This window comes from bacterium, from assembly GCA_028821235.1.
GTDB lineage: Bacteria > Actinomycetota > Acidimicrobiia > Spongiisociales > Spongiisociaceae > Spongiisocius.
Window position 1 is genome coordinate 68,290 of the sequence record JAPPGV010000128.1, and the last position, 20,547, is coordinate 88,836.

General features: G+C 65.9%; 15 protein-coding genes and 1 pseudogene. 7 read left to right on the forward strand and 9 right to left on the reverse strand.

Annotated features, from left to right (window positions below; translation table 11 throughout):
- Positions 1–29: 29 nt before the first annotated feature.
- Entirely contained in the window at positions 30–554 is a 525-nt protein-coding gene (locus OXK16_13275) for a carboxymuconolactone decarboxylase family protein (GenBank protein ID MDE0376916.1), read from the reverse strand.
- A gap of 131 nt (positions 555–685) precedes the next feature.
- On the opposite strand from OXK16_13275, the gene OXK16_13280 reads away from it, so the two are divergent.
- From OXK16_13280 to ltrA, 4 genes and pseudogenes are all read left to right on the forward strand, one after another.
- Positions 686–1,510, forward strand: coding sequence for a cupin domain-containing protein (locus OXK16_13280; GenBank protein ID MDE0376917.1), 825 nt, complete (start codon positions 686–688; stop codon positions 1,508–1,510).
- Between the two features lie 5 nt (positions 1,511–1,515).
- Positions 1,516–2,370, forward strand: a complete 855-nt coding sequence (locus tag OXK16_13285) for a hydratase (GenBank protein ID MDE0376918.1) — start codon at positions 1,516–1,518, stop codon at positions 2,368–2,370.
- Between the two features lie 67 nt (positions 2,371–2,437).
- On the forward strand, positions 2,438–3,268 hold the full coding sequence (locus OXK16_13290; protein ID MDE0376919.1) for a cyclase family protein: 831 nt from the start codon (positions 2,438–2,440) through the stop codon (positions 3,266–3,268).
- A 713-nt stretch (positions 3,269–3,981) separates the two neighbouring features.
- Positions 3,982–5,423 (forward strand): annotated as a pseudogene (gene ltrA, locus OXK16_13295) (group II intron reverse transcriptase/maturase).
- A 435-nt stretch (positions 5,424–5,858) separates the two neighbouring features.
- Here the strand turns inward: ltrA and OXK16_13300 are convergent.
- The 4 genes from OXK16_13300 to OXK16_13315 are packed head-to-tail and all read right to left on the reverse strand — an operon-like array spanning position 5,859 to position 11,798.
- A complete protein-coding gene (locus OXK16_13300; GenBank protein MDE0376920.1) occupies positions 5,859–8,144 on the reverse strand; it encodes a xanthine dehydrogenase family protein molybdopterin-binding subunit in 2,286 nt (761 codons plus the stop codon).
- Positions 8,141–8,608, reverse strand: coding sequence for a (2Fe-2S)-binding protein (locus tag OXK16_13305; protein MDE0376921.1), 468 nt, complete (start codon positions 8,606–8,608; stop codon positions 8,141–8,143). Before OXK16_13305 ends, OXK16_13300 begins: the two co-directional genes overlap by 4 nt.
- 11 nt (positions 8,609–8,619) lie before the next feature.
- Positions 8,620–10,944 carry a xanthine dehydrogenase family protein molybdopterin-binding subunit gene (locus OXK16_13310; GenBank protein MDE0376922.1) on the reverse strand — a complete coding sequence of 775 codons (2,325 nt, stop codon included), beginning with the start codon at positions 10,942–10,944 and terminating at the stop codon, positions 8,620–8,622.
- Positions 10,941–11,798 carry a xanthine dehydrogenase family protein subunit M gene (locus OXK16_13315; GenBank protein MDE0376923.1) on the reverse strand — a complete coding sequence of 286 codons (858 nt, stop codon included), beginning with the start codon at positions 11,796–11,798 and terminating at the stop codon, positions 10,941–10,943. Before OXK16_13315 ends, OXK16_13310 begins: the two co-directional genes overlap by 4 nt.
- Before the next feature lie 162 nt (positions 11,799–11,960).
- On the opposite strand from OXK16_13315, the gene OXK16_13320 reads away from it, so the two are divergent.
- The 3 genes from OXK16_13320 to OXK16_13330 all read left to right on the forward strand — a co-directional run bounded on the left by OXK16_13320 (position 11,961) and on the right by OXK16_13330 (position 15,780).
- On the forward strand, positions 11,961–14,372 hold the full coding sequence (locus OXK16_13320) for a xanthine dehydrogenase family protein molybdopterin-binding subunit (GenBank protein ID MDE0376924.1): 2,412 nt from the start codon (positions 11,961–11,963) through the stop codon (positions 14,370–14,372).
- A gap of 152 nt (positions 14,373–14,524) precedes the next feature.
- Entirely contained in the window at positions 14,525–14,716 is a 192-nt protein-coding gene (locus tag OXK16_13325) for a hypothetical protein (protein MDE0376925.1), read from the forward strand.
- Complete coding sequence (locus tag OXK16_13330) at positions 14,671–15,780, forward strand: ATP-binding protein (protein ID MDE0376926.1); 1,110 nt, start codon at positions 14,671–14,673, stop codon at positions 15,778–15,780. Before OXK16_13325 ends, OXK16_13330 begins: the two co-directional genes overlap by 46 nt.
- 186 nt (positions 15,781–15,966) lie before the next feature.
- On the opposite strand, the gene OXK16_13335 is transcribed toward OXK16_13330, so the two are convergent.
- From OXK16_13335 to OXK16_13350, 4 genes are read right to left on the reverse strand one after another with little or no spacing between them, the layout of a single operon-like run.
- The gene (locus OXK16_13335) at positions 15,967–16,974 is read right to left on the reverse strand and encodes an amidohydrolase family protein (protein ID MDE0376927.1); all 1,008 of its coding nucleotides are present in this window, start codon (positions 16,972–16,974) and stop codon (positions 15,967–15,969) included.
- Positions 16,958–18,559: an amidohydrolase gene (locus tag OXK16_13340; GenBank protein MDE0376928.1), complete on the reverse strand. Its 1,602-nt coding sequence runs from the start codon at positions 18,557–18,559 to the stop codon at positions 16,958–16,960. Before OXK16_13340 ends, OXK16_13335 begins: the two co-directional genes overlap by 17 nt.
- A complete protein-coding gene (locus OXK16_13345; GenBank protein ID MDE0376929.1) occupies positions 18,560–19,633 on the reverse strand; it encodes an ABC transporter substrate-binding protein in 1,074 nt (357 codons plus the stop codon). It lies immediately after the preceding gene.
- Positions 19,634–19,688: 55 nt separating this feature from the next.
- Positions 19,689–20,534: an ABC transporter permease gene (locus tag OXK16_13350; GenBank protein MDE0376930.1), complete on the reverse strand. Its 846-nt coding sequence runs from the start codon at positions 20,532–20,534 to the stop codon at positions 19,689–19,691.
- Positions 20,535–20,547 lie beyond the last annotated feature (13 nt).

The following is a 20,547-nucleotide window of genomic DNA, read 5'->3' on the forward strand; positions in this document are numbered from 1 at the left end:
GCCAAGTACACGGTTCTCTGCGGATCCTGCTAGTCGGGTACGGAACAGACGCCGAACGCGCCCATCGTGTAACCCAAGAGGGTGTAGTAACCCACCAGGACACAGAGTTCCGCTACCCCGCCGCTGCCGAGTTCGGATTCGACCCGGCTGAAGGTCAAATCCGAGAGGGAAGAGGACTCGCACAGTTCACGGACAGCACCAAAGATGGCTGCCTCACGCTCGGACAGGTCTGTCGGCGTTCCGTCCAGGTGGGCGAGCGCCTCGGGACGTACGCCTTCCCGACTGGCTATGCCCACATGCGTGTCCCAGACGTACTGGCAACCGTGAGCACTGCCGGTCGCCAGGATTGCCAGTTCCCGGTCTGCGCCGGAAAGTCCCGATTCGAACCGGACCACGTGGCCCAGCCGGGCGAGGTGCTCGGCTGGGCGGGGAGCGTGCAGGAGCACTTGGAAGGGTCTGACGAGGGTGCCCCGGCTTTCGATGATCCAGTCGTAGAGTTCAGCCTGTTCCGGGGCGAGCCCGTCCTTGCCGTCGATCAGGTCTATCCGCGCCATAGTCTCCTCGCCTCCCCCGCCACGGCTTGTCCGGTCCGGGGCACCCGACCGTAGCGCGTCGGGATGGCCGTTCGGCCCCCGGGAGGATGGCACGGTAGAATCGCCGCCGATGACCAGACCCGGCTTTGTCCATGGCTGCTGAGCCCGACCGGATCCGCATCCTCCACGACGACGAGAACTGCCCGGATCTCCCCATCGTCGAGCGGGGCGGGAGAGCCTGGGCAGTGGTCTGGCCCGATCTGGGCGCGCACCTTCGTTCGATCCACCACATCTCGCTCCGACCGCACGGACGGACGACCGTGCTCGAGCATCCGATGGAGGCCGTCTACTACCTGATGGACGGGAGCGGGGCGGCGGTCGACACCGCTCTCGGGAGCCGCAACGACCTGACGCTCGGCGCGATGGCTCACATAGGCCCGGGCACGCCGTACGTGCTGGAGGCGGGACCCGAGGGAGCCGAGATTGTGGGAGGCCCCTGTCCCGCCGACTTCCGCATGTACGCCCACCTTGGTGTGGAGGAGTTCCCTATCCCCGAGCCGAGCGTCATCAGGAAACCGGCAGCAGGAGTCCGCTCGTTCCACCGCGACCAGCCGACCGCCATGGTTCCGATGATCGCCAGGGACGCACGCCTCATCGTGTGGGCCGGCGTCGAGGCGTACACCGCCAACATGAACTACGTGGACATGCAGCCGGGCGAACGCAACGTCGAGCACGTCCATGTCGAGTCGGAGGACACCATCTACATCCTCGACGGCAAGGGAAGCATCGACGACCTCACCAACGACCTACGTCTCGAGTTCGAGGCAGGGGACGTGGTGCACGTGCCGGTCGGTGTGTGGCACGCGGTTTCTGGGGACAGGAACGACCACATCGAGAGCGTCGGAGGGCCGTGCCCGGCTGATTGGAACATGCTGCGCGTCGCGGGCCTGATGGCCGACGAACCGAACAAGGAGTAGTAACCATGGCCAACACCGTTTCCATAGGTCTCGTGCAGATCGGCGGCGAGCCCTTCCAGGTGGAGGAGAACCGCGAACTCTGTTACCGCTCGGCCGACACCGCCTTCGAACAGGGCGCCGACATCGTCATCCTGCCCGAGATGATCATCCACGGTTACACGGCGGACTGGCGCGCGCTCTCGGAGGTTGCGGAACCCGTGGACGGCCCCACCGTCAAGCAGTGGGTTTCCCTGGCGGCCGACGCCAACGGCTACGTGGTGGGCGGGTTCTGCGAGCGGGACGGCGAGGCGCTCTACAACACGGCCGTGGCGGTCGGACCGGACGGGATCATCCTGCACTACCGCAAGACGCATCTCTTCGCGGAGGAGAAGGTGGTGTTCCGCGACGGCGACCTCGGGTTCCCGGTGGCGCACACCAGGTTCGGGACCATCGGACTGTGTGTCTGCTACGACCTGCGGTTCATCGAGGTGGTCAGGTTGCTGGCCCTGAAGGGCGCCGACCTGATCTGCGTGCCCACCGCATGGCTGCCCGGGTTCGACCAGGAGCGCTGGGACAAGGACGGGATGTGCCCCCAGGGACGGGGAGCGGTCCTGCAGGCCAACCTCAACCAGGTGTTCATCGCCTGCGCATCGCAGGCGGGCCGGCACGGGGAACTCGACTTCCTCGGGTCGTCGATCCTGGTGGATCCGTACGGCAAGCTGCTGTCCGGACCATTGCCCGGGTCCACCGACAAGATCACCGTTACGGAAGTAGACATCGGTGCCGCCAAGCGAGCCCAGGTCCGGGGCGAGTTGATCGCCCCGCGGGCCGACCGCCGCACGGATCTCTACGGTATCTGGGAGAACGGGCAGCGGTACTGAGCCGGTCTGACAGCCCGGACCCAGCCCTCTACCATCCCCTCGTCCATCAGCATCGGAGGCACCCCGGATGAAGCTCGTCGACCTTTCCCACCCGATCAACCTACACACGCCCGGCTGGGTCGGATATCCCGGATCCAAGATGTACTACACCCAGACATTGCAGACCAACCGGGTGGTGTCACAGCGCTTCGAGACCTCGCTGCATGTCGGAACCCACCTCGACGGCCCCATGCACATGGCGGACGGAGCCGGCGACATGGCCTCCCTCCCGTTGGACAAGCTGGTGCACGAGGGTGTGATCGTCGACGTGTCCGACGAGGTCAGCGACTGGAGCATCATCACCCCCGAGCACATCACCTCCAAGGTCGAGGTCAAGAAGGGTGACATCCTCATCATCCACACCGGTTACCACCGCTACTACGAAGGCCAGCCGGAGCAGGATCTGACCCGCTACTTCTGCATGCATCCGGGGGGCACGCAGGAACTGGCCTACTGGATGCTCGACATGGAGATCCGGTGGTGGGGCGTCGACGCGGGATCCGGCGACCATCCCATGAACACCAGCATCCGTCACATGCGACCCGATCTCACCAAGCGTTTCGAGGAGCAGGTGGGCATGTCCGCCCTGGAGTACTTCGGCGAGTACACCTACACCCACCATAAGAGCGGGCGGGTGATCACCGAAGACCTGTTCCCCCTGCACTACCTGGCGTTTCCCGATGGGTGCATCCACGCCGAGAACGTCGGGGGAGACATCGAGAAGGTACTCAACCAGCGCTGCATCATCGGCGCCTTCCCGTGGAAGTTCGAGGGCGGCGAGGCGTGCCCGTGCCGGATCATCGCCTTCTTCGACGTTGGCGACGACCTGTCCGTCGAGGAGATCGCGGAAGCCCTGTAGTGTCCTGAGTCCTTGCTTTCCTTGACCTAACGCGGTCGTGGGTCGCCCAACGAGGGCTGGATCTGTCACAGGCCCGCCGCATACTGGAACGTAGCTGCAGAGCGCCACGAGGCGTTTTCTAACCGTGCGGTGGTGAGAGGCCGCCGCTTCGTGTACGTCGCAGCGTTACACGTTGAAGCTGAGGGCAGCCCGAGCCTCGGGAACGAGGGGCGAGGGTGGTAAGCAGCCCTGACAACGACGGGACGGATCAGTACTGCCAGATGGTCCGGGCCCGGCTAGCGAGACAGAAAGGCGTACGTGAGGAACCAGCGACCGAAAGCTTCTCAAGCTTATCCAGCGGCTCGAACCTGGCGGATCGGGGCCGCGCAGCAACGCGTACCCGCACATCGAATGGTTGTGTGTGGTAACTCTTTAGTCGGTTTGCAGTGTCGACTCGGGAGGCCACGGTGAAGGTCTGCGGCGTAGCCGTGGCGAGGTTGCAGGGGCATAGTTGGGCGCCGACCCTGTCGAACGGTTGGAGAGTGAACGTGGGAACCATCCCCCCGGTTCCCTTACCGGCTGGCGTTTTGCTGGTCGGTGGGAAGGTCCGTTGCCGGCTGATCCCGGTGGGATGGGGCGGAGGACCCGTAGTAGTCCGAGGCCGGGAAAGCCGGTCACATGGCGAAGGGCATCTAGTGTGTTCGCAGCAGACGTGTTGATCACGGAGGTCGCTGGTGAATACCGGCGCACCGTGGCCCGACCTGGTAGAGGCTGGGCGGCGGGTACGTGTGATCCAGTAGTCGAAGCTGCACCGTTGGGCGACGGCCGGTGCGGGTCGTCGCTTCGAAGGTTCTATACAACCTTGTCTATGACCCGGCGTTCCTCGTTCTGGCGTGGCGTCGGGTGCGAACCAACAAGGGGGCACGAACGGCAGGAGTCGACGGGGTGGCACCCCGTCAGCTTCCTCCTAGTGCTGAGAAACTGTTGTCCGGGCTACGGGATGATCTCAAGGCCCGACAGTTCGTTCCCCAGCGGGTGCGGCAACAGACGATCCCCAAAGGGGAGGGCAAGGTCCGCTCGTTGGGTATCCCAACTGTTGCCGACCGGGTTGTGCAGGCTTCTTTGAAGCTGGTGTTGGAGCCGATCTTCGAGGCGGACTTCAAGCCATGCTCCTATGGTTTCCGTCCGAAACGGCGAGCGCAGGACGCCATTGCTGAGATTCACTACCTTGGGTCACCGACCCGTAACTACGAGTGGGTATTCGAGGGAGATATCGAGGCTTGCTTCGACGAGATCGACCATACGGCTCTCATGGGTCGGGTGCGGGACCCGTATCGGGGACAAACGCGTTCTGCGGTTGGTGAAAGCGTTCCTCAGAGCTGGTGTCCTCTGCGAGGACGGCAGCCGACATCGGACGATCACCGGCACCCCCCAGGGAGGGATCCTGTCGCCGCTGTTGGCCAACATTGCCCTGTCCGTGTTGGATGAGCACTTCACCCAGAAGTGGGAAGCGCTCGGACCGTCATGGACCCGTGCTAAGCGTCACAGGGCCGGGGAGCCGCTCATGAGGCTTGTCCGATATGCGGATGACTTCGTGGTCATGGTCCGCGGTGACCGTAACGACGCTGAAGCGCTCCGGGAAGAGATAGCGGCGGTGCTCGCGCCGATGGGCTTGCGCCTATCAGCAGCCAAGACAAGGGTCCGCCACATAGACGAAGGGTTCGACTTTCTGGGTTGGCGTATCCAACGCCGGGCCCGGCGGAGCCGAACCAACAAGAAAGCCGTCTACACCTACCCGTCGAAAAAGTCTCTGGCTTCGATCATGGGCAAGGTCCGACGGCTCACACGTCGCAGACATCATCGAACGCTCTCAGACCTGCTACGCCGCCTGAACCCGGTGCTGCGGGGCTGGTGCAACTATTTCCGTCACGGAGTATCGAAACGGACCTTCGGCTATCTGGACCACTACGCCTTCTGGCGGGTGGTCAACTGGTTGAAGAAACGACACCTCGGACTGAACATGCACACCCTGGTCCGCCGCTACCTCCCCGGATGGGAGATCAGCGCAGGAAGGATCGAAATGTTCCGACCCAACCGGTTCGCCGTAGTGCGATACCGCTACCGGGGCACCCGAATCCCCACACCATGGCAGAGCACAACCACAACAGCGGCATGAACACATGGAGAGCCGGATGCAGTGGAAGTTGCACGTCCGGTTCGGAGGGCGGGCCGGGGAAACCCACCAACCGAGAGGCTGACAGGGCGCCCCGGTCCGACCCCTACAACACCAACAGTCCGTGTGCCCGGTACCGGCCGGACCAAGGCCGGGATCATCGTGTCCTTCGACCCTCGGACAGGGGACGGCGGGACGCGCTCAGGCGCCTAGGAGGCGGCGGCCGGGGGTGGGACCCACCGGAGGCGACCCGTTCGGCGATTTTCGCGGTCTTGCCCCAGGAGGCGGTGCGGCCGACTGTCGATGGACTCTTCGACGGATCCAGGAGTCAGGCCACCAGGAGGGTGCAGGAATAGACAAGGGATTCATGCGAAGACCGGGCCTGTTCAGTTCACACAACAAGCCACACCCCCAAAACCCCGATTGCTCTGCACCCTCCTAGGCGCGGTCTCCTCCGGCGAGACGCGCAACAATCTGGCGGACCCGGTCCGGGCTCAGTGGCAGACGGCGGACTTCGAGTTGGCAGCCCAGCGCGTCGGCCACGGCGTTGCCGATCGCCGCTCCGACCGCGGTGATGCCGCCTTCACCGGCCCCCTTCACCCCCAGCGGGTTGATCGGGCTGGGAGCATCTTCGGTGATCAGCACATCTACCGCCGGCATCTCATCGGCCGTCGGCATCAGGTAGTCCATGAAGCTGGCTGCCAGCGGCTGGGCAGCCTCGTCGTACTTGAACTCCTCGAGGAGCGCTCCGCCTAGTCCCTGCGCGGCGCCACCGTGGATCTGCCCGTCAACCAGTGCAGGGTTCACCACCCGACCGGCGTCGTAGGCTACGACCAGCCGTTCGGGCTTGACCTCGCCGGTGTCCCGGTCAACCCCCACGACCGCGACGTGGATCCCGTACGGGTACACCATGTGGTCTACCTCGAACCACCCCTCGGCCGCCAGACCGGGTTCACCGTCGGCCAGACCGGGGCGGAGCCGGAGGGCCACCTCACCCAGCGTTATCCCCGGGCCATCCGGGGAACCGCGCACGAATACCCGGCCGTCCTCGATGGTGAGATCCTCGAGGCGGGCTTCGAGAACCCGGGCGGCCACATCGAGTGCCTTGTCCCGTACCCGACCGGCAGCGATGAGCGTCGCGGAACCCGACATCACCGTCACCCGGCTGGCGAAGGCGCCCATCCCCCATACGAGGTCGTCCGTCTGGCCGTGCCGGACCTGCACGGCATCGATCCCGACTCCGAGAGTGTCAGCGCAGATCTGGGCGAGGCAGGTCTCCACCCCCTGACCGATGGAGGCCGCTCCCGTCACCACGACCACGTATCCGGCCTCATCGACGGTGATCCTCACGCCGTCGTACGGTCCCAGACCGCTCTTCTCGATGAAGAAGCCCATCCCGATGCCCACGGTCTCTCCCCGAGCCCGCCGCGCCTCGATCTCGGTGATCAGGATTTCGTAGTCGAGGTGGTCGAGAAGGCGATCCAGGAGCAATCCGTAGTCTCCCGAGTCGTATACCACATCGGTTCCCAGAGCGCTGATGCCCCTGCGGAACGGCATCGCATCACGGGGTATCAGGTTGCGGCGCCGTACCTGCGCCGGGTCGAGCTCGAGCCGGCGGGCGATCACATCCATCAGGCGCTCGCGAACGAAGCTGCTCTCGTAGCGTCCGGGAGCCCGGTACGTACCGCACGGGGTCTTGTTGCTCAACCTCACATGCCCGGTGCATCGAAAGGCCGGCCAGACGTAGGGCCCCGGCAGCATGGAGGAGGTGAGTTCGCTCACCGTGGTCTCGTGGGTTCTCAGGTAGGCGCCCTGGTCGACCCAGAACTCGGCTTCGACGCCCCTCACCCAGCCGTCCTCGTCGACGGCGGCGCGGATGCGGTGGACCTGATCGCGGGAGTGGTTGGCCGCCAGCATATGTTCCCTCCGGTCCTCCACCCACCGGACCGGCCGGCCTGTGCGGCGGGCCGCCCAGCAGACCAGCACGTCTTCGGGATAGAGTTCGCCGCGTACGCCGAAGCCACCACCGACGTGCACCTCCCGCAGCACCACCGCCGCGGTGGGGAGGCCGAGCATGCGGGCTATCGCCTCCCTGTTGTAGTGGGGCACCTTGGCCGCACCGAACATCTCCAGGGTGGAACTCGTAGCGTCGTAGCGAGCCAGCGCGCCACGGGTTTCCATGGGTATGGCGGAGTGGCGACCCACCGTGAACTCCATCTCGACCACGCCCGGAGCACCGGCAAAGGCCGCGACCAGATCGCCATAGGCCTTCTCCACCACCCCGATCTCGGTGGCCCGGGCACCGTCCCTGTACGGATCGACCACCGGTCTCAGCTCGTCGATCTCCACGAACACCTGCTCAGCCGCGTCCTCCGCCAGATAGGGATCCTCCGCCAGCACCACCGCCACCGGCTCACCGACGTAGCGGACGCGGCCGTCGGCGAGCACCGGCTGGCGGTACCGTTCCACTCCGGAGATCATCGGCATCCTGAAATCGATGACCGGGATGTCCCGGGTATCAGCCGCGGTCCACACGGCCTCGACGCCTGGGAGGGACAGCGCCTCCGAAGCGTCGACGCCGACGATCCTGCCGTGGGCCACGGGCGAGCGGACCACCCGCAGATGGAGTTGATGGGGTAGCGAGAGGTCGGCAGCGAACCGGGCCGATCCGGTGAGGAGTGGTCGGTCTTCTACTCTCCTGACCGGGCTCCCGACGTAGGTCATCGCCTCATTGCGATGGCGGCCTGGCGGACCGCCTTGACGATGTTCTGGTACCCGGTGCAGCGGCAGAGGTTCGACGAGAGCACCGCCCGCAACTCGCCGTCATTGGGATCCGGGTTCTCCTCCAGGAACCCGACAGCAAGCATGAGGAAACCGGGGGTGCAGAATCCGCACTGCAGCCCGTGGTTCTCCCAGAAGGCCTGCTGGATGGGATGCAGTTGCTCACCGTCGGCCAGACCCTCGACCGTCCGGAGTTCCATACCCTCGCACTGCACCGCGAACATCAGGCAGGACCGCACCGGTTGGCCGTCCACGAGTATCGTGCATGCGCCGCACACGCCGTGCTCGCAGCCGAGGTGCGTTCCCGTAAGGCCACAGTCGTCACGCAGGGTGTCGGCCAGCGTACGTCGGGGCTCCACCCGGACCCGGTAGGAGCGTCCGTTCACATTGAGGGTCACGTCGACCATGGTGCGCTCCGTCATGCGGGGATCCTTTCCTGCTCCTTCTGACTTATCAGCCGCCTCAGACGGGCCGGCGTAGCCGGGGTCTCGTTCACTTCGACCCCCAGAGGACGGAGAGCGTCGGAGATGGCGTTGATGATCGCCGCCGGCGCTCCGATGGTGCCACCCTCGCCCAGACCCTTGGCGCCGGTGAGGCTGGCGTCCGACACCGTCACCAGGTGGTGGATCTCGATCTCCGGTACTTCTGCCGCCGTGGGCGGGAGGTAGTCCATCAGCGAGGTCGTCAGGATGTTGCCCTCCCCGTCGTAGACGATCTCCTCGTAGAGGGCCCCTGCGATCCCCTGTGTGACCCCCCCGTGAAGCTGGCCGTCCACGATCATGGGATTGATCAGGATGCCGGCGTCCTCCACCACGACGAACCGGTCGACCGCAACCCCTCCGGTCTCGGGATCCACCTCCACCTGGGCAGCGTGGCAGGCGTTGGAGAACGTTCCTGCGGGGTCGTAGGTTGCCGCCGCGGCGAGCCCGGGGGTCATGCCGGACTCGAGGCGATGGCTGGAGTGATAGGCCAGACGAGCCAGGTCCGGGATCGGGACGCCGGCATCGGTCCCCGACACCCGGGCCACCCCCCCTTCGAGCACGATGTCCTCCGGCGCGGCCTCCAGTTCGTTGGCAGCGATGGCAGCGATCTTCGACCGGAGCATCCCGGCGGCCAGCTTGGCCGCGCCCCCGGCAATGACCAGCGACCGGCTGGCGAAGGTCCCCCAACCGTACGGCGTCCGGTCGGTGTCGCCGTGCACGATCCGCACCGTGGCCGGGTCAACACCCAGTTCGTCCCCGATGAGCTGCGCGAGGCTGGTTCCGAGACCCTGCCCGTGCGGTGAGGCGCCCAACCGTGCTTCGACGTATCCCGACGGGTCCATGCTCAGGTCCACCGTCTCGTATCCCGGGGTTACGTCCATGCTCCTGGCTGCGAAGGCGGCCGTCCCGTAGCCGGTCCGTTCCGAGAAGACCGAGAACCCTACCCCCAGGTAGCGGCCGTCCCGCAACGCGGCCGCCTGGCGCTCTCGGAACGCCGTCAGGCCAATGGCGTCGGCGGCCCGCTCCAGAGACTCCACGTAGGAACCCTCGTCGTAGACCAGGCCTGTCGCGGACGAGTAGGGGAAACTGCTAATCAGGTTCCTGCGGCGGATCTCGGCTGCCTCGATCCCGAACCTGGCCGCTCCCAGGTCCATCAGCCTCTCCATGGCCAGGGTGATCACCGGACGGGAAACGCCCCGGTAGGGGGACATCGGGCAGGTGTTGGTGGCCACGCCCCTCGACCTGACCCGGTACACGCGGAAATCGTAGGGACCCGGGAACTCCACCATCGCCATGAGAGGCTCCACCCCGCAGGTCACGGGGTAGCACGAGTAAGCGCCTATGTTGCACAGCAGGTCGGCGTCCACGGCCAGCAACCGCCCACCTTCGCCGAAGGCTCCCCTCACGCGGTAGCGATGGTCCCGGCTGTGGAAGGAGGAAACCAGGTTCTCCCGACGGTCCTCGATCCATGCGACCGTCGTACGGAGACGCCGGGCGACCCAGACCGCGACCACGTCCTCGACCGCCAGGCAGAACTTCTGGCCGAATCCTCCCCCGACGTCGGGCGCCACCACCCGCAGATCCGACTCGGGCATGCGGAGCAGGTCTGCGATGACGGTACGCACCACGTGGGGTGACTGGACGGACGACGTGAGGGTGATCCGGCCGGACCGGGCGTCGAACGAAGCCACGGACCCTCGTGCCTCCAGGGGCATGGCGCTCTCCCGTCGGGAACGAAGCTCGAACTCGATCACCTCCTCGGCGATGCCGAAAGCCTCGTCAACCCCGGGGGTGGCGAGACGGGCGTCCACCACCACGTTGCCGGGAACATGGTCGTGGACGGCGGGTGCTCCTTGCCGAACCGCCTCGGTGGCAGCCACCACATGATCCATCGGGTCGATGTCCACGAACACCTGCTCGGCGAGATCCTCCGCCTCCTCCGGCGTGGCGGCAACCGCCACCGCCACCGGTTCCCCCACGAACCGGACCGTGTCCCGGGCCAGCACGGGCTGGTCGACCGGCCGGTAGTCCTCGCGATGCAGCAGCGGCCGGACCGGACGGACCCCGGCCAGGTCCTCTCCCGTGAACAGGGTCACGCCGCGGGGTGCCTCGATCGAGGTGATCCGCCCGTGGGCTACGGGACTCCTTACGAACCGGAGAAACGCCGCTCGATCAGCCAGGTCCGCGACGAACCTTCCCTCCCCCGTCAGGAGCGGTGGATCCTCGAAACGCAGCAGCGACCGCCCGACCCATCGGGTCACGACGCGGTCGCCTGCTCGAGGGCTCGTCTGGTCAGTGCCCTCACCAGGTCTCTGCGGTACTCGGCGGAACCGTGAATGTCGCCCACCGCGTCGAACCCGCGGGCCGCCAGGTCGGCAGCCTCCGAGAAGACGGACCGACCGGGGGGGCGGCCCCGGAGGCACTCCTCGGCCTCGTCGGCCCTGACCGGGCGGTCGCTCACACCACCCATTGCTATCCGTGCCTCCACTACTTGGGCGTCGCGGATCTCGAGCGCCACCGCAACCATCGCAAGGGCGAAGTCGCCCGCCCTGCGGCTGAACTGCTGGAAGCCGACCTTGGTGGTCGCGCTCAGCTTGCCCAGACGGGTCTCGACGAGCAGCTCGTCCGGCTCGAGTTCGGTCGTGAACACCGTTTGGAAGAACTGCCGGGCCGGGATGCTACGCGCACCGCCGGCGGTACGGGCCACCATCTCCGCGTCGGCCAGCAGGGCGATCACACACCACTCGGCTGCGGGATCCGCATGGGCCAGGCTGCCACCGAAGGTTCCCCTCACGCGGATGGGGAGATGGCCGACATGGTGGGCGGCAAGGGTCAGGAGCCGCCCGAGAGGACCGTCCACGACCGGCTTCTCGAACGCTACGTGGCGGACCAGCGATCCGATCCTGACCGCCGTCCCGCCGTCGGTGATGTGATCCAGTTCGGCCACGTGGTTGATGTCGACCAGCACCGCCGGCCTGGCCAGGCGGAAGTTCATGGCCGGGACCAGGCTCTGGCCACCCGCCAGGATCTTGGCGTCGTACCCGTACCGACCCAGAGCCGCCACAGCCTCGTCGACTGAACGCGCCTGGAGGTAGTCGAATCGGGCCGGCTTCATGCGGACCGCAGTGTACTACCGGCGCCCGTGCCGGCCCACGGACCCGGCTGTGACATCTCACCCGCCACGGTTGGTCGAGGTAACGGATACGACCGACCGGCACTCGGACCGGACGGACAGGCCGTATCATCCCGCGGACAGACCGCTACTCCGGACCGATCCATGACGACAGATCGGCGCGCCCCCGTCCGGGGCGGCATCGGGGCTTCCGTGCTGAGGCACGAGGACCCCCCCTTGCTGCGTGGCCGGGCCCGCTACATCGCCGACATAAGCCTGCCCGGCCAACTCGCCATGGTCGTGGTCCGGTCTCCGGTAGCCCACGGAACCCTGAAGGCGGTGGATACCTCCGAGGCGGTCGCCCTCCCGGGGGTCGAGGCTGCGTTCACGGCACAGGATCTGGTCGGCTCGCTGGGCCATGTGCCCCGCATCCCGCCGAGGGTGTCGTTCGACGAGACCGTACTCCCCTACCTGCAGCCGCTCCTGGCCGTCGACCGGGTCCGCTACACCGGCGAACCCCTGGCAGTCGTGGTGGCGGAGGACCGCTACCTGGCCGAGGACGCGGCCGAACTGGTCTTCGCAGACATCGACCCGCATCCGGCAGTCGTCGACGCGGGTCCGCAAGCCGAGCAGGGAGAGCAGCTGTTCGAGACCGGGAACCTGGTGACGACCCTGCATGCCGAGTTCGGCGACATAGAGGCCGCCTTGCGCGATGCCGAGCGGGTGATCGAACTCGAGTTAAGCATCGGCCGGCACAGCGGCGTCCCGATGGAAACCAGAGGCCTGGCGGTGGAGTTCGACCCGGGCACGGGACGTCTGACCGTCTATGGAGCCACCAAGGTACCGCACTGGAATCTGAGCACGACGGCCGAGCTCCTCGGCATGCCGCCCAGCCGTATCCGGATGCGCGAGACCGCCGTCGGGGGAGGCTTCGGTGTTCGTGGAGAGCTGTACCCCGAGGATGTGCTAGCAGTGTGGGTGGCGAATCGGCTCCGGCGGTCGGTCTCCTGGATCGAAGACCGCCGCGAGCACCTGGTAGCGGCCAACCACTCACGCCAGCAGAGGCACCGGGCCAGGATCGCGGGAGGCGCGGACGGCCGGATCGCCGCCATCACCTCGGACTTCGACATGGACGTTGGCGCCTACACCCGTACCCACAGCATCCGAGTGGCCGACCTGACACTGTCGATGATCCCGGGTCCCTACGACCTGGACGCCTACCGGGGCTCGGCCCGGTGCGTGGTCACCAACAAGACGCCCACCGGCACCTACCGGGCACCCGGACGTTTCGAGTCCAGCTTCGTCCGCGAGCGCCTGATCGATCTGTTCGCCGCCGAGATCGGCATGGATCCGGTGGAGGTACGCCTACGCAACCTGATCCGGCCCAGCCAGATTCCGTATCCTCGACCGCTGTCCTCCACCGGGGAACCGATGCTGTTCAGTGACGGCGACTTCCCTTCGATCCTGACGCGGCTGGTGGAGTCCTTCGACTGGAAGGGGGTCGAACGGCGGCGATCCGACGGAGAGCTTGTCGGGGTGGGCCTGGCGATGTTCCTGGAGAAGTCCGGGCTTGGACCCTGGGAGACGGGTGCGGTGGAGGTCGATCCGGACGGTCTGGTGCGGGTCCGCTCCGGGTGCTCCTCGGTCGGCCAGGGAATACGGACCGTGCTTGCGCAGATCGTGGCTGACCGGCTGCAGGTCGATTACGGCGCGGTCCGGGTCGAGCTGCTGGACACCGATCGCACCGCCTACGGGACCGGTAGCTACGCAAGCCGGTCGACGGTCACCGCGGGAAGCGCCCTGGTACAGGCTGCAGACGAGATCATCGACCTGACCAAGCAGGTGGCATCCGTCGAGTTCGAAGTGGCCAAGGAGGATCTGGAGTACATCGACGGTGGGGTCCGAGTGCAGGGCTCGCCCGGCTTCGGGATGTCGATCTTCGAGGCCGCTACCCGTCTCCACCCGATCACAGCCCCTCGCTACGGGCGCGAGCGCCCGGGCCTTGTGGCCGAGTCGGTGTTCGATGTCGAACGGGTCGTCTACCCGTGCGGCGCCAACCTGGCGGTGGTCCGGGTGAGCCCCGACACCGGTGAGGTCACGGTCGAGTACCTGCTGCTCCTGTACGACATAGGGCGGGCGATCAATCCGATGCTGGTGGCCGGCCAGATGGAGGGCGGGGCGATTCAGGCGATCGGCGGGACCCTCTACGAGCAGTTCGCCTACGACGACGACGGCAACCCGCAGTCGGCTTCCTTCATGGATTACCTCCTCCCAACCCTGTCAGAAACCCCCGTGATGGAGACCATCATCGGGGAGACGGCTCCAACCGCTACCAACCCGCTCGGCACCAAGGGAGCCGGAGAAGGCGGAGTCCCCGGCGTGGCCGCGGCGATCGCAACCGCCATAGAACAAGCCTTGGGACAACCCGGCCTGGTGACCGCGGTGCCCATTCTTCCCGAGAACCTGGTTGTCAGGGATCTCGAGGATGACCACGTAGATGCTTTACAGGAGCGGATCGATAGTCGCGAGGCGGATATCTGGGAGTCGGTAGTGGGGGACGGCCTTATACCCAAGTGAGGCGCGGCCAGATTACATATCGCCAACCCCGGCCGGTAACGCACTTCAGAATCTGCCTGACCCGGTGGTAGCGGTGGAGTTTGTCAATTATATAAGGTTACAAATGGTAAGTTTCGCCAGAGAGATCTGTCAATTAGAACTAGGATCAAGGTATGGGCCTGTTCGCTCGCCATATCCGAACCCAGATAGAAGAAGCGATGGATTGGGCCCGGGTAATCATGATCCACGGCACCCGCCAGAGCGGCAAGACCACCCTCGCCAAGATGATCGCAGAGGACGCGGGGGTACGTACGCGTCGATGGAGGACGACGGCCTACGAGAGAGCGTTCTCGACGATCCGGTGACTTTCCTCGCACATCAACGCTATCCCCTGGTAATCGACGAGGTTCAGCGTGGCGGCGACAGGCTCGTGTTCGCCGTGAAACGGCTCGTCGACGAAGAGAGGACGCCCGGTAGGTTCATACTCACCGGCTCGACCAATTTCCTGACCGTGCCGAACATCAGCGAGTCCCTGGCCGGACGGGTCCAGATCTTCCGCCTGTGGCCGCTGTCGGAGGCGGAACTCGTCGGAACTCATCCGACAGAGATCGACCTCTGGTTCGAAGGCGGCCCCGATCCGATCCCGGCATCAGAGCTTGACCGCGCCGACTACCTGGCGCGGGTGTGTCGGGGAGGCTACCCGGAAGCCGTCAGCCTCGACCCCGGCCGGCGGCGCCGCTGGTTCGAGGGATATGTCGAGACCGTCGTCCAGCGTGACATCGCCGCTCTTGCCGACATCCGCAGGGCCTCCGCCCTGCCACCGTTGCTCAGATGGACCGCCGCACTAACCGGCAGGCAGGTCAACCTTTCCGACGCTTCTCGACGATTGGGGATAAGCCGGCCGACAGTCGCCGGGTACATCGAGTGGCTCCAGACCGTCTTCCTCGTTCACGAGCTCCCGGCGTGGTCCCGCGGCCTGGCGCCGGGGGCCGGACGGCGACCCAAGTTCTATCTCTCCGACTCCGGCCTGGCCGCCGCCCTGCTCGATGCTGACGCCGATTCCTTGATCTCGCCCACTGCTCCCGCGACAGGGCCGCTTCTGGAAACCTTCGTCGTAGGCGAGATCGCCCGGCAGCTCTCCGCGTTACCGCGGGCTGCCACGCTCTCCCACTACCGCGACTACAAGGGCCGCGAGATCGACCTCATCCTCGGCGCAAGCAACGCCGATGTCGTAGCCGTGGAAATCAAGGCCACCACCTCCCCCCGCTCGAAGCACTTGGATCATCTTCGCTGGCTTCGCGACAGGCTCGACGCGGTTTCCCCGGGCGCCTTCCAAACCGGCATCCTCTTGCACACCGGCCCCTACGCCCTCTCCATGGGTGACCGAATCCATATGCGCCCGATCGACTGCTTGTGGTCCCGCTCCTAAGGCGCCGCGGGCCACCGCTGGGGAACCCACCGCGTCCACAAGTGGGGAACCACGGTTGGCCAGACGGCGTATCCCCCACCGACTCCGTCCGAGACATCCGTGATCGAGCCGTCCCGGTCGAGCAGCGCCGACCCGGACCGACCGCCGGGAATCAAGGTGCCGGAGAAGGTGGCCTACCCGGCGTCCTCAACCGGAGAGGAGTTCTTCGGCGGTCCCGCGCAGGATCCTCAGACGGCTATCCGACCCTAAACCGGCCTGGCGGCAGGCCCGCTCTATGAACGGGAGGGGTGAGTCGAGGCTCATCGGGAACGGCGCGTCGGTCCCGGCCGCGATCCGGTCCGGACCGACCGACTCGATCATGAAGGCCAGAGCCCGCGGATCGTGGAGCAGGGTGTCGTAATAGAAACACTGCAGGATCGAATCCGGATGTTCGACCGCCCAGTCGAAACCGGGTGCGTGACGGGACGCGTGCACGGCCCGGCCCGCCAGGTAGGGCAACGTCCCGCCTCCGTGGGCCAGCAGGATCCTCAGCCCGGGCCACCTGGTGACGACCCCGCTGAAGTAGAGGCGCATGGCCGCCAGGGTGGTCTCGAACGGGTTGCCGCAGACGTTTCCCAGGAAGTGGACCTTCATGCGGTCGCCGCCCATCACCCGATGGGGATGGATGAAGATCAGCACCCCCAGGGATTCTGCTGCCTCCCACAGGGGTTCCAGGCCGACCTCATCTAGGTCCCTACCGTCGATCTGGGTCGGGATGGCGCCCCCGACGAATCCGAGTCGCTCGACGCACCGGCGCAGTTCCGCGGCTGCCAGGTCGCCGTCGGTCACCGGTAGGGCCGCCAGCGCCCGGAAGCGGGATCGACCATCGAGGTCGAGGGCGGTGGCGTCGTTCATGGCTGTACACCATCTCCGAGCGTCGCTACCGGGGAGATCGTCACCGGCGACGTCCATCCAGGGCGACAGCACTTGGAGGTCGATTTCGCGTTCCGCCATCCACCGGGTCCGGTCGGGCAGGTCCATGAGAGGTGGCGGAACCGGCCGCGAGGGACCTGATGGGAACTCGAGAATACGGCCATCGCGGCGGAGGCGGGCCGGCAGATGACCCTCTTCCGCCCAAGTGAGCAGCGTCGGCGGCAGGTAGTGAGCGTGAAGGTCGATCACGGAGTCATGCCAACGGTTAGTCGACCGACCCATCCCGCCAGGCGACATCGCCGCCCACGATGGTCATCGATGGAAACGTCGCCGCCAACTCGTCGGGAGGTAGCGGGCGGGGATCGCGGGGCAGGACCGTGAAGTCCGCCAGGTAGCCGGGAGCGATCCGGCCCCGTTCGTGACCGAGTCCGTCGGCTTCGGCCGCCCAGCGGGTCATCATCGTTATCGCCTCGTCGAAGTCGATCCCTTCCTCCGGTCCCCACACGTTTCCTTCCGCGTCCACACGGGCGGTCGCGGTCGCCACCGCGGCCATGGGGGAGGCGTCGGGTATCACGGGGGTGTCGGAACTGTGGACCGGCTTGAGACCGGCGTCCAGCCAGCTCCGCAGCGGGTACAGCTGCCCGACCCTCCGCTCCCCCAGCGCGGCCAGAAAGTCGGCCGAGCGCAACCTGAGGAAGGCCAACTGCGGTACCGGAATGATCCCGGCCCGGCGCATGGTGTGAATCGTGCCTGGCGACGTGAGGCAGCAGTGCTCTATCCGGTGCGACCGGGTCCCGCCCACCGGTGGATACGCGGCGAGCACGTCCGCCACGGTTTCGGCGGCGGCATCGCCAATGGCGTGGACGCACATCTGCCATCCGACACGTGACCCCTTGCGGACTGTGGACTCGAGATGGCGCTCATCGAGGTGCATCGAACCGCATGACGACGAGTCCTCATAAGGCGCCGACAGGAGAGCCGTACGCGGTCCGAAGGCACCATCCACGAATACCTTGGCCCCTCCGATCCGGAAGCCGGTCTCACCTACTCCAGGACGCAGCCCCAGATCACCTGCGGCATCGAGAAGTTCAGCCCTGATCATCGACGTGAACCGGAGCCGTAGAGCATCACGTTCACTCATCCGTAGGAATGCCGCCACTTCTTCACCGAGCCGGGACATGGTCAAGGGGGCGGCGTTGGTCACGTAGGTGAAGCCCAGCGACAGGAAGTAGTCTGTGGCCAGGTCGATCGCCTGCTCGTCCTCGGTGTCCGACCACGGAGGTATCACGGGATCGAGCAGGCTCCGGGCACCGTCGAGGAACTCGCCCGTCGGCTCGCCGTGTTCGTCGCGGACGATCTCGCCGTCGGGCGGGTCCGGTGTGTCGGCACAGATCCCCGCCGCTTCCAGAACGGCGTGGTTGACGACCCGGCGGTGGAAGTCGAAGCTGTCCAGAACGACGCAGCGCCCGGCTTCGACATCGAGTTCGGTGGCGGTGGGCGCCCTCCGCTCGGCCAGCCGGGCCGGGTCGTATCCGCGGCCCTTTATCCAGCGGCCCGGCGCCAGGCTCCGGTGGGCCTCCCGCACTCGCCCGACGATCTCGGTCACCGACGCCACGTCGGAAGGCCAGCACGGGACCCCCATCCGGGATCGGCCGTAGTTGACCGCATGGACGTGGCTGTCGGCGAATCCGGGGAAGGCAACTCCGCCACCGAGGTCGACGACCTCGGCACTGCCGGCCACCGCGTCCCTTACTTCGTCGAGATCGCCCAGCCAACGGATCCTCTGACCGCTGACGGCGACCGCCCCGATAGGACGGTCGCCGTCAGCGAAGAAAGATGCGTTTGTCAGTATCCGATCAGGAGCCAATCAGCAGTCGGTTTCCAGGTCGTTGGCCTCGTCGATGATCGCTTGCTGGTCGAAGTCATTGATCTCGTCGAGCAGGTCGTCGATGACGTACTGGCCCATGTCGATCTGCTGGGAGATCAGGCCACCCTGGATGAAGATGTTCACATACGTATTCCACCCGGCCGCGTCGAGGAAACCGAACACGTAGTCCCCACCCTCTTGAGGGGCAGTGGTGATCTCGATGACGGCAGCCAAACCGGCCCGCCCTTCGGCATCGTCGGTGAACTCCTCGGGAATGAGTTCCTTGAGAACGCACACCGCGCCGTCGATGTTGGCGTAGGCCACCAACTGGCCCTTAGCCGTGGCACGGCCAAGACCTATCAGCAGTTCGTCGTCGTCCTTGAAGTCCTCGGCCGCCAGCAGGCCCTCAGCCGGGAGGGTATTGAGCGAGGCAGGCGCGATCGACACCGTGTCGAGGCCCGCCGCGTTCATCGAAGCTATGTCCGACTTGGCGGACGAGTAGGCGTCGATCCGGCCGTCGTCCAGAGACGCCTTGACGCTCGGAGCATTGGTGCCCACCTCGATGATCTCGACATCGGAGTCGGGGTCCAGTCCTGCTTCAACCAGCAATGCCCGCACCAGTGGAACCTCTCCACCGGCCAACTCCGAGATACCGATCTTCAGTCCGGCCAGACCACCGATGTTCGTGATCGACGATCCGGCTGGGACGACCACGTCGAATACCTCACCGTAGGCGTAGGTGAAGAACGGGTAGAGGCCCGCACCGGCCTCGATCGCGGGCAGCATCGCTCCCGGAACACCCATTCCCGCCTCGGCGTTGTTGGCGGCCAGGATCTGCGCGACATCGGATGATCCGCCCGTACCCTGGAGGCTCACGTTGAGACCCTCGTCCTCGTAGTATCCGAGGCCTACGGCGATCCAGTAGCCGTAACCGAACCCACTCGTCGTCGACAGGGCAAGGTTCACGTCCCGGAGTTCCTCGTCCTCCGCGCACGCGGCTCCGATCATCGCCAGTACGACGGCAAGCGCCAGCATGACCGACCAGGGTCGTGCCCAGCGGGTAGTTGGTTTCATACGTTCCTCCTTGTCTCGGTGAGCGCCGTGCTCACAACGATTCTATCTAGGTGGTCTAGTCGACATCCACGTGCCAGAAGAGCAGGTTCCGCTCCAACCGGGCAGCCAGCAGGAACAGCGCCAGACCTATGAGAGCCAGCATCAAAAGGTATGCGAACACATCGTCGCTGCGAAACTGGAAAGCCGCCGTCTCGATCAAGTGGCCGGCCCCCTCGTTGGTGGCGGTCAACTCGCCCACAATGGCGCCAATCAGTGCGAAGGTTAGAGCCGCCTTGAGCCCGGCGAAGACGGTAGGGACGGAACTAGGAAGCCGCAGATGGCGGAAGGTCTGCCACCGGGTGGCCCTCAGCGACCTCATGAGCAGTCCAGCGTTCTCGTCGATGACGGTCAACCCGGTGATGGTGTTGATCAGGACCGGGAAGAAGCAGATGGTCGCCGCCAGCGCGATCTTCGAGGCGATCCCGAACGCGAACCAGGCGATGAATACGGGTGCCAGGGCCACCCGGGGGGTCGACTGGAACAGGATGATCACCGGGTAGAAGGCTTTTCTGAACGTCGGCACCAGGGCTACGTAGGTTCCCAGGAGGAACCCTCCGCCGGCTCCCAGGACGAAGCCGATCGCTGTCTCCTGGAAGGTCACCCAGAAGTGCCATAGGACGAAGGGGGTAGTGATGGCCTCGAAGAACGCCGGGATAATCTCGGATGGCTTGGACAGGACGATCTCCGGCCAGAAGGATGGATCGAGCCAGCTGAGAAACTCCCAGATAAGGCAGAAACCGACCACAACCGCGCCCGTGAGCAGGATCTGGGTACTCATCCTGCGGAATCGGGAATCGGGACTGGACTCGGGCAGAGAGTCCACTCCGATAGCACCGGCGTCGGACATGGTGTCGGTGTCCATTCGGAACTCCTTC

Bases quoted from the DNA above. Each gene is read 5' to 3' on its own strand.
- OXK16_13290 (MDE0376919.1), top strand. From the start codon at position 2,438: ATGAAGCTCGTCGACCTTTCCCACCCGATCAACCTACACACGCCCGGC.
- OXK16_13320 (MDE0376924.1), top strand. From the start codon at position 11,961: ATGACGACAGATCGGCGCGCCCCCGTCCGGGGCGGCATCGGGGCTTCC.
- OXK16_13350 (MDE0376930.1), bottom strand. From the start codon at position 20,534: ATGGACACCGACACCATGTCCGACGCCGGTGCTATCGGAGTGGACTCT.
- OXK16_13280 (MDE0376917.1), top strand. From the start codon at position 686: ATGGCTGCTGAGCCCGACCGGATCCGCATCCTCCACGACGACGAGAAC.
- OXK16_13275 (MDE0376916.1), bottom strand. From the start codon at position 554: ATGGCGCGGATAGACCTGATCGACGGCAAGGACGGGCTCGCCCCGGAA.
- OXK16_13305 (MDE0376921.1), bottom strand. From the start codon at position 8,608: ATGGTCGACGTGACCCTCAATGTGAACGGACGCTCCTACCGGGTCCGG.
- OXK16_13285 (MDE0376918.1), top strand. From the start codon at position 1,516: ATGGCCAACACCGTTTCCATAGGTCTCGTGCAGATCGGCGGCGAGCCC.
- OXK16_13345 (MDE0376929.1), bottom strand. From the start codon at position 19,633: ATGAAACCAACTACCCGCTGGGCACGACCCTGGTCGGTCATGCTGGCG.
- OXK16_13315 (MDE0376923.1), bottom strand. From the start codon at position 11,798: ATGAAGCCGGCCCGATTCGACTACCTCCAGGCGCGTTCAGTCGACGAG.
- OXK16_13330 (MDE0376926.1), top strand. From the start codon at position 14,671: ATGGAGGACGACGGCCTACGAGAGAGCGTTCTCGACGATCCGGTGACT.
- OXK16_13325 (MDE0376925.1), top strand. From the start codon at position 14,525: ATGGGCCTGTTCGCTCGCCATATCCGAACCCAGATAGAAGAAGCGATG.
- OXK16_13300 (MDE0376920.1), bottom strand. From the start codon at position 8,144: ATGACCTACGTCGGGAGCCCGGTCAGGAGAGTAGAAGACCGACCACTC.
- OXK16_13335 (MDE0376927.1), bottom strand. From the start codon at position 16,974: ATGGGTCGGTCGACTAACCGTTGGCATGACTCCGTGATCGACCTTCAC.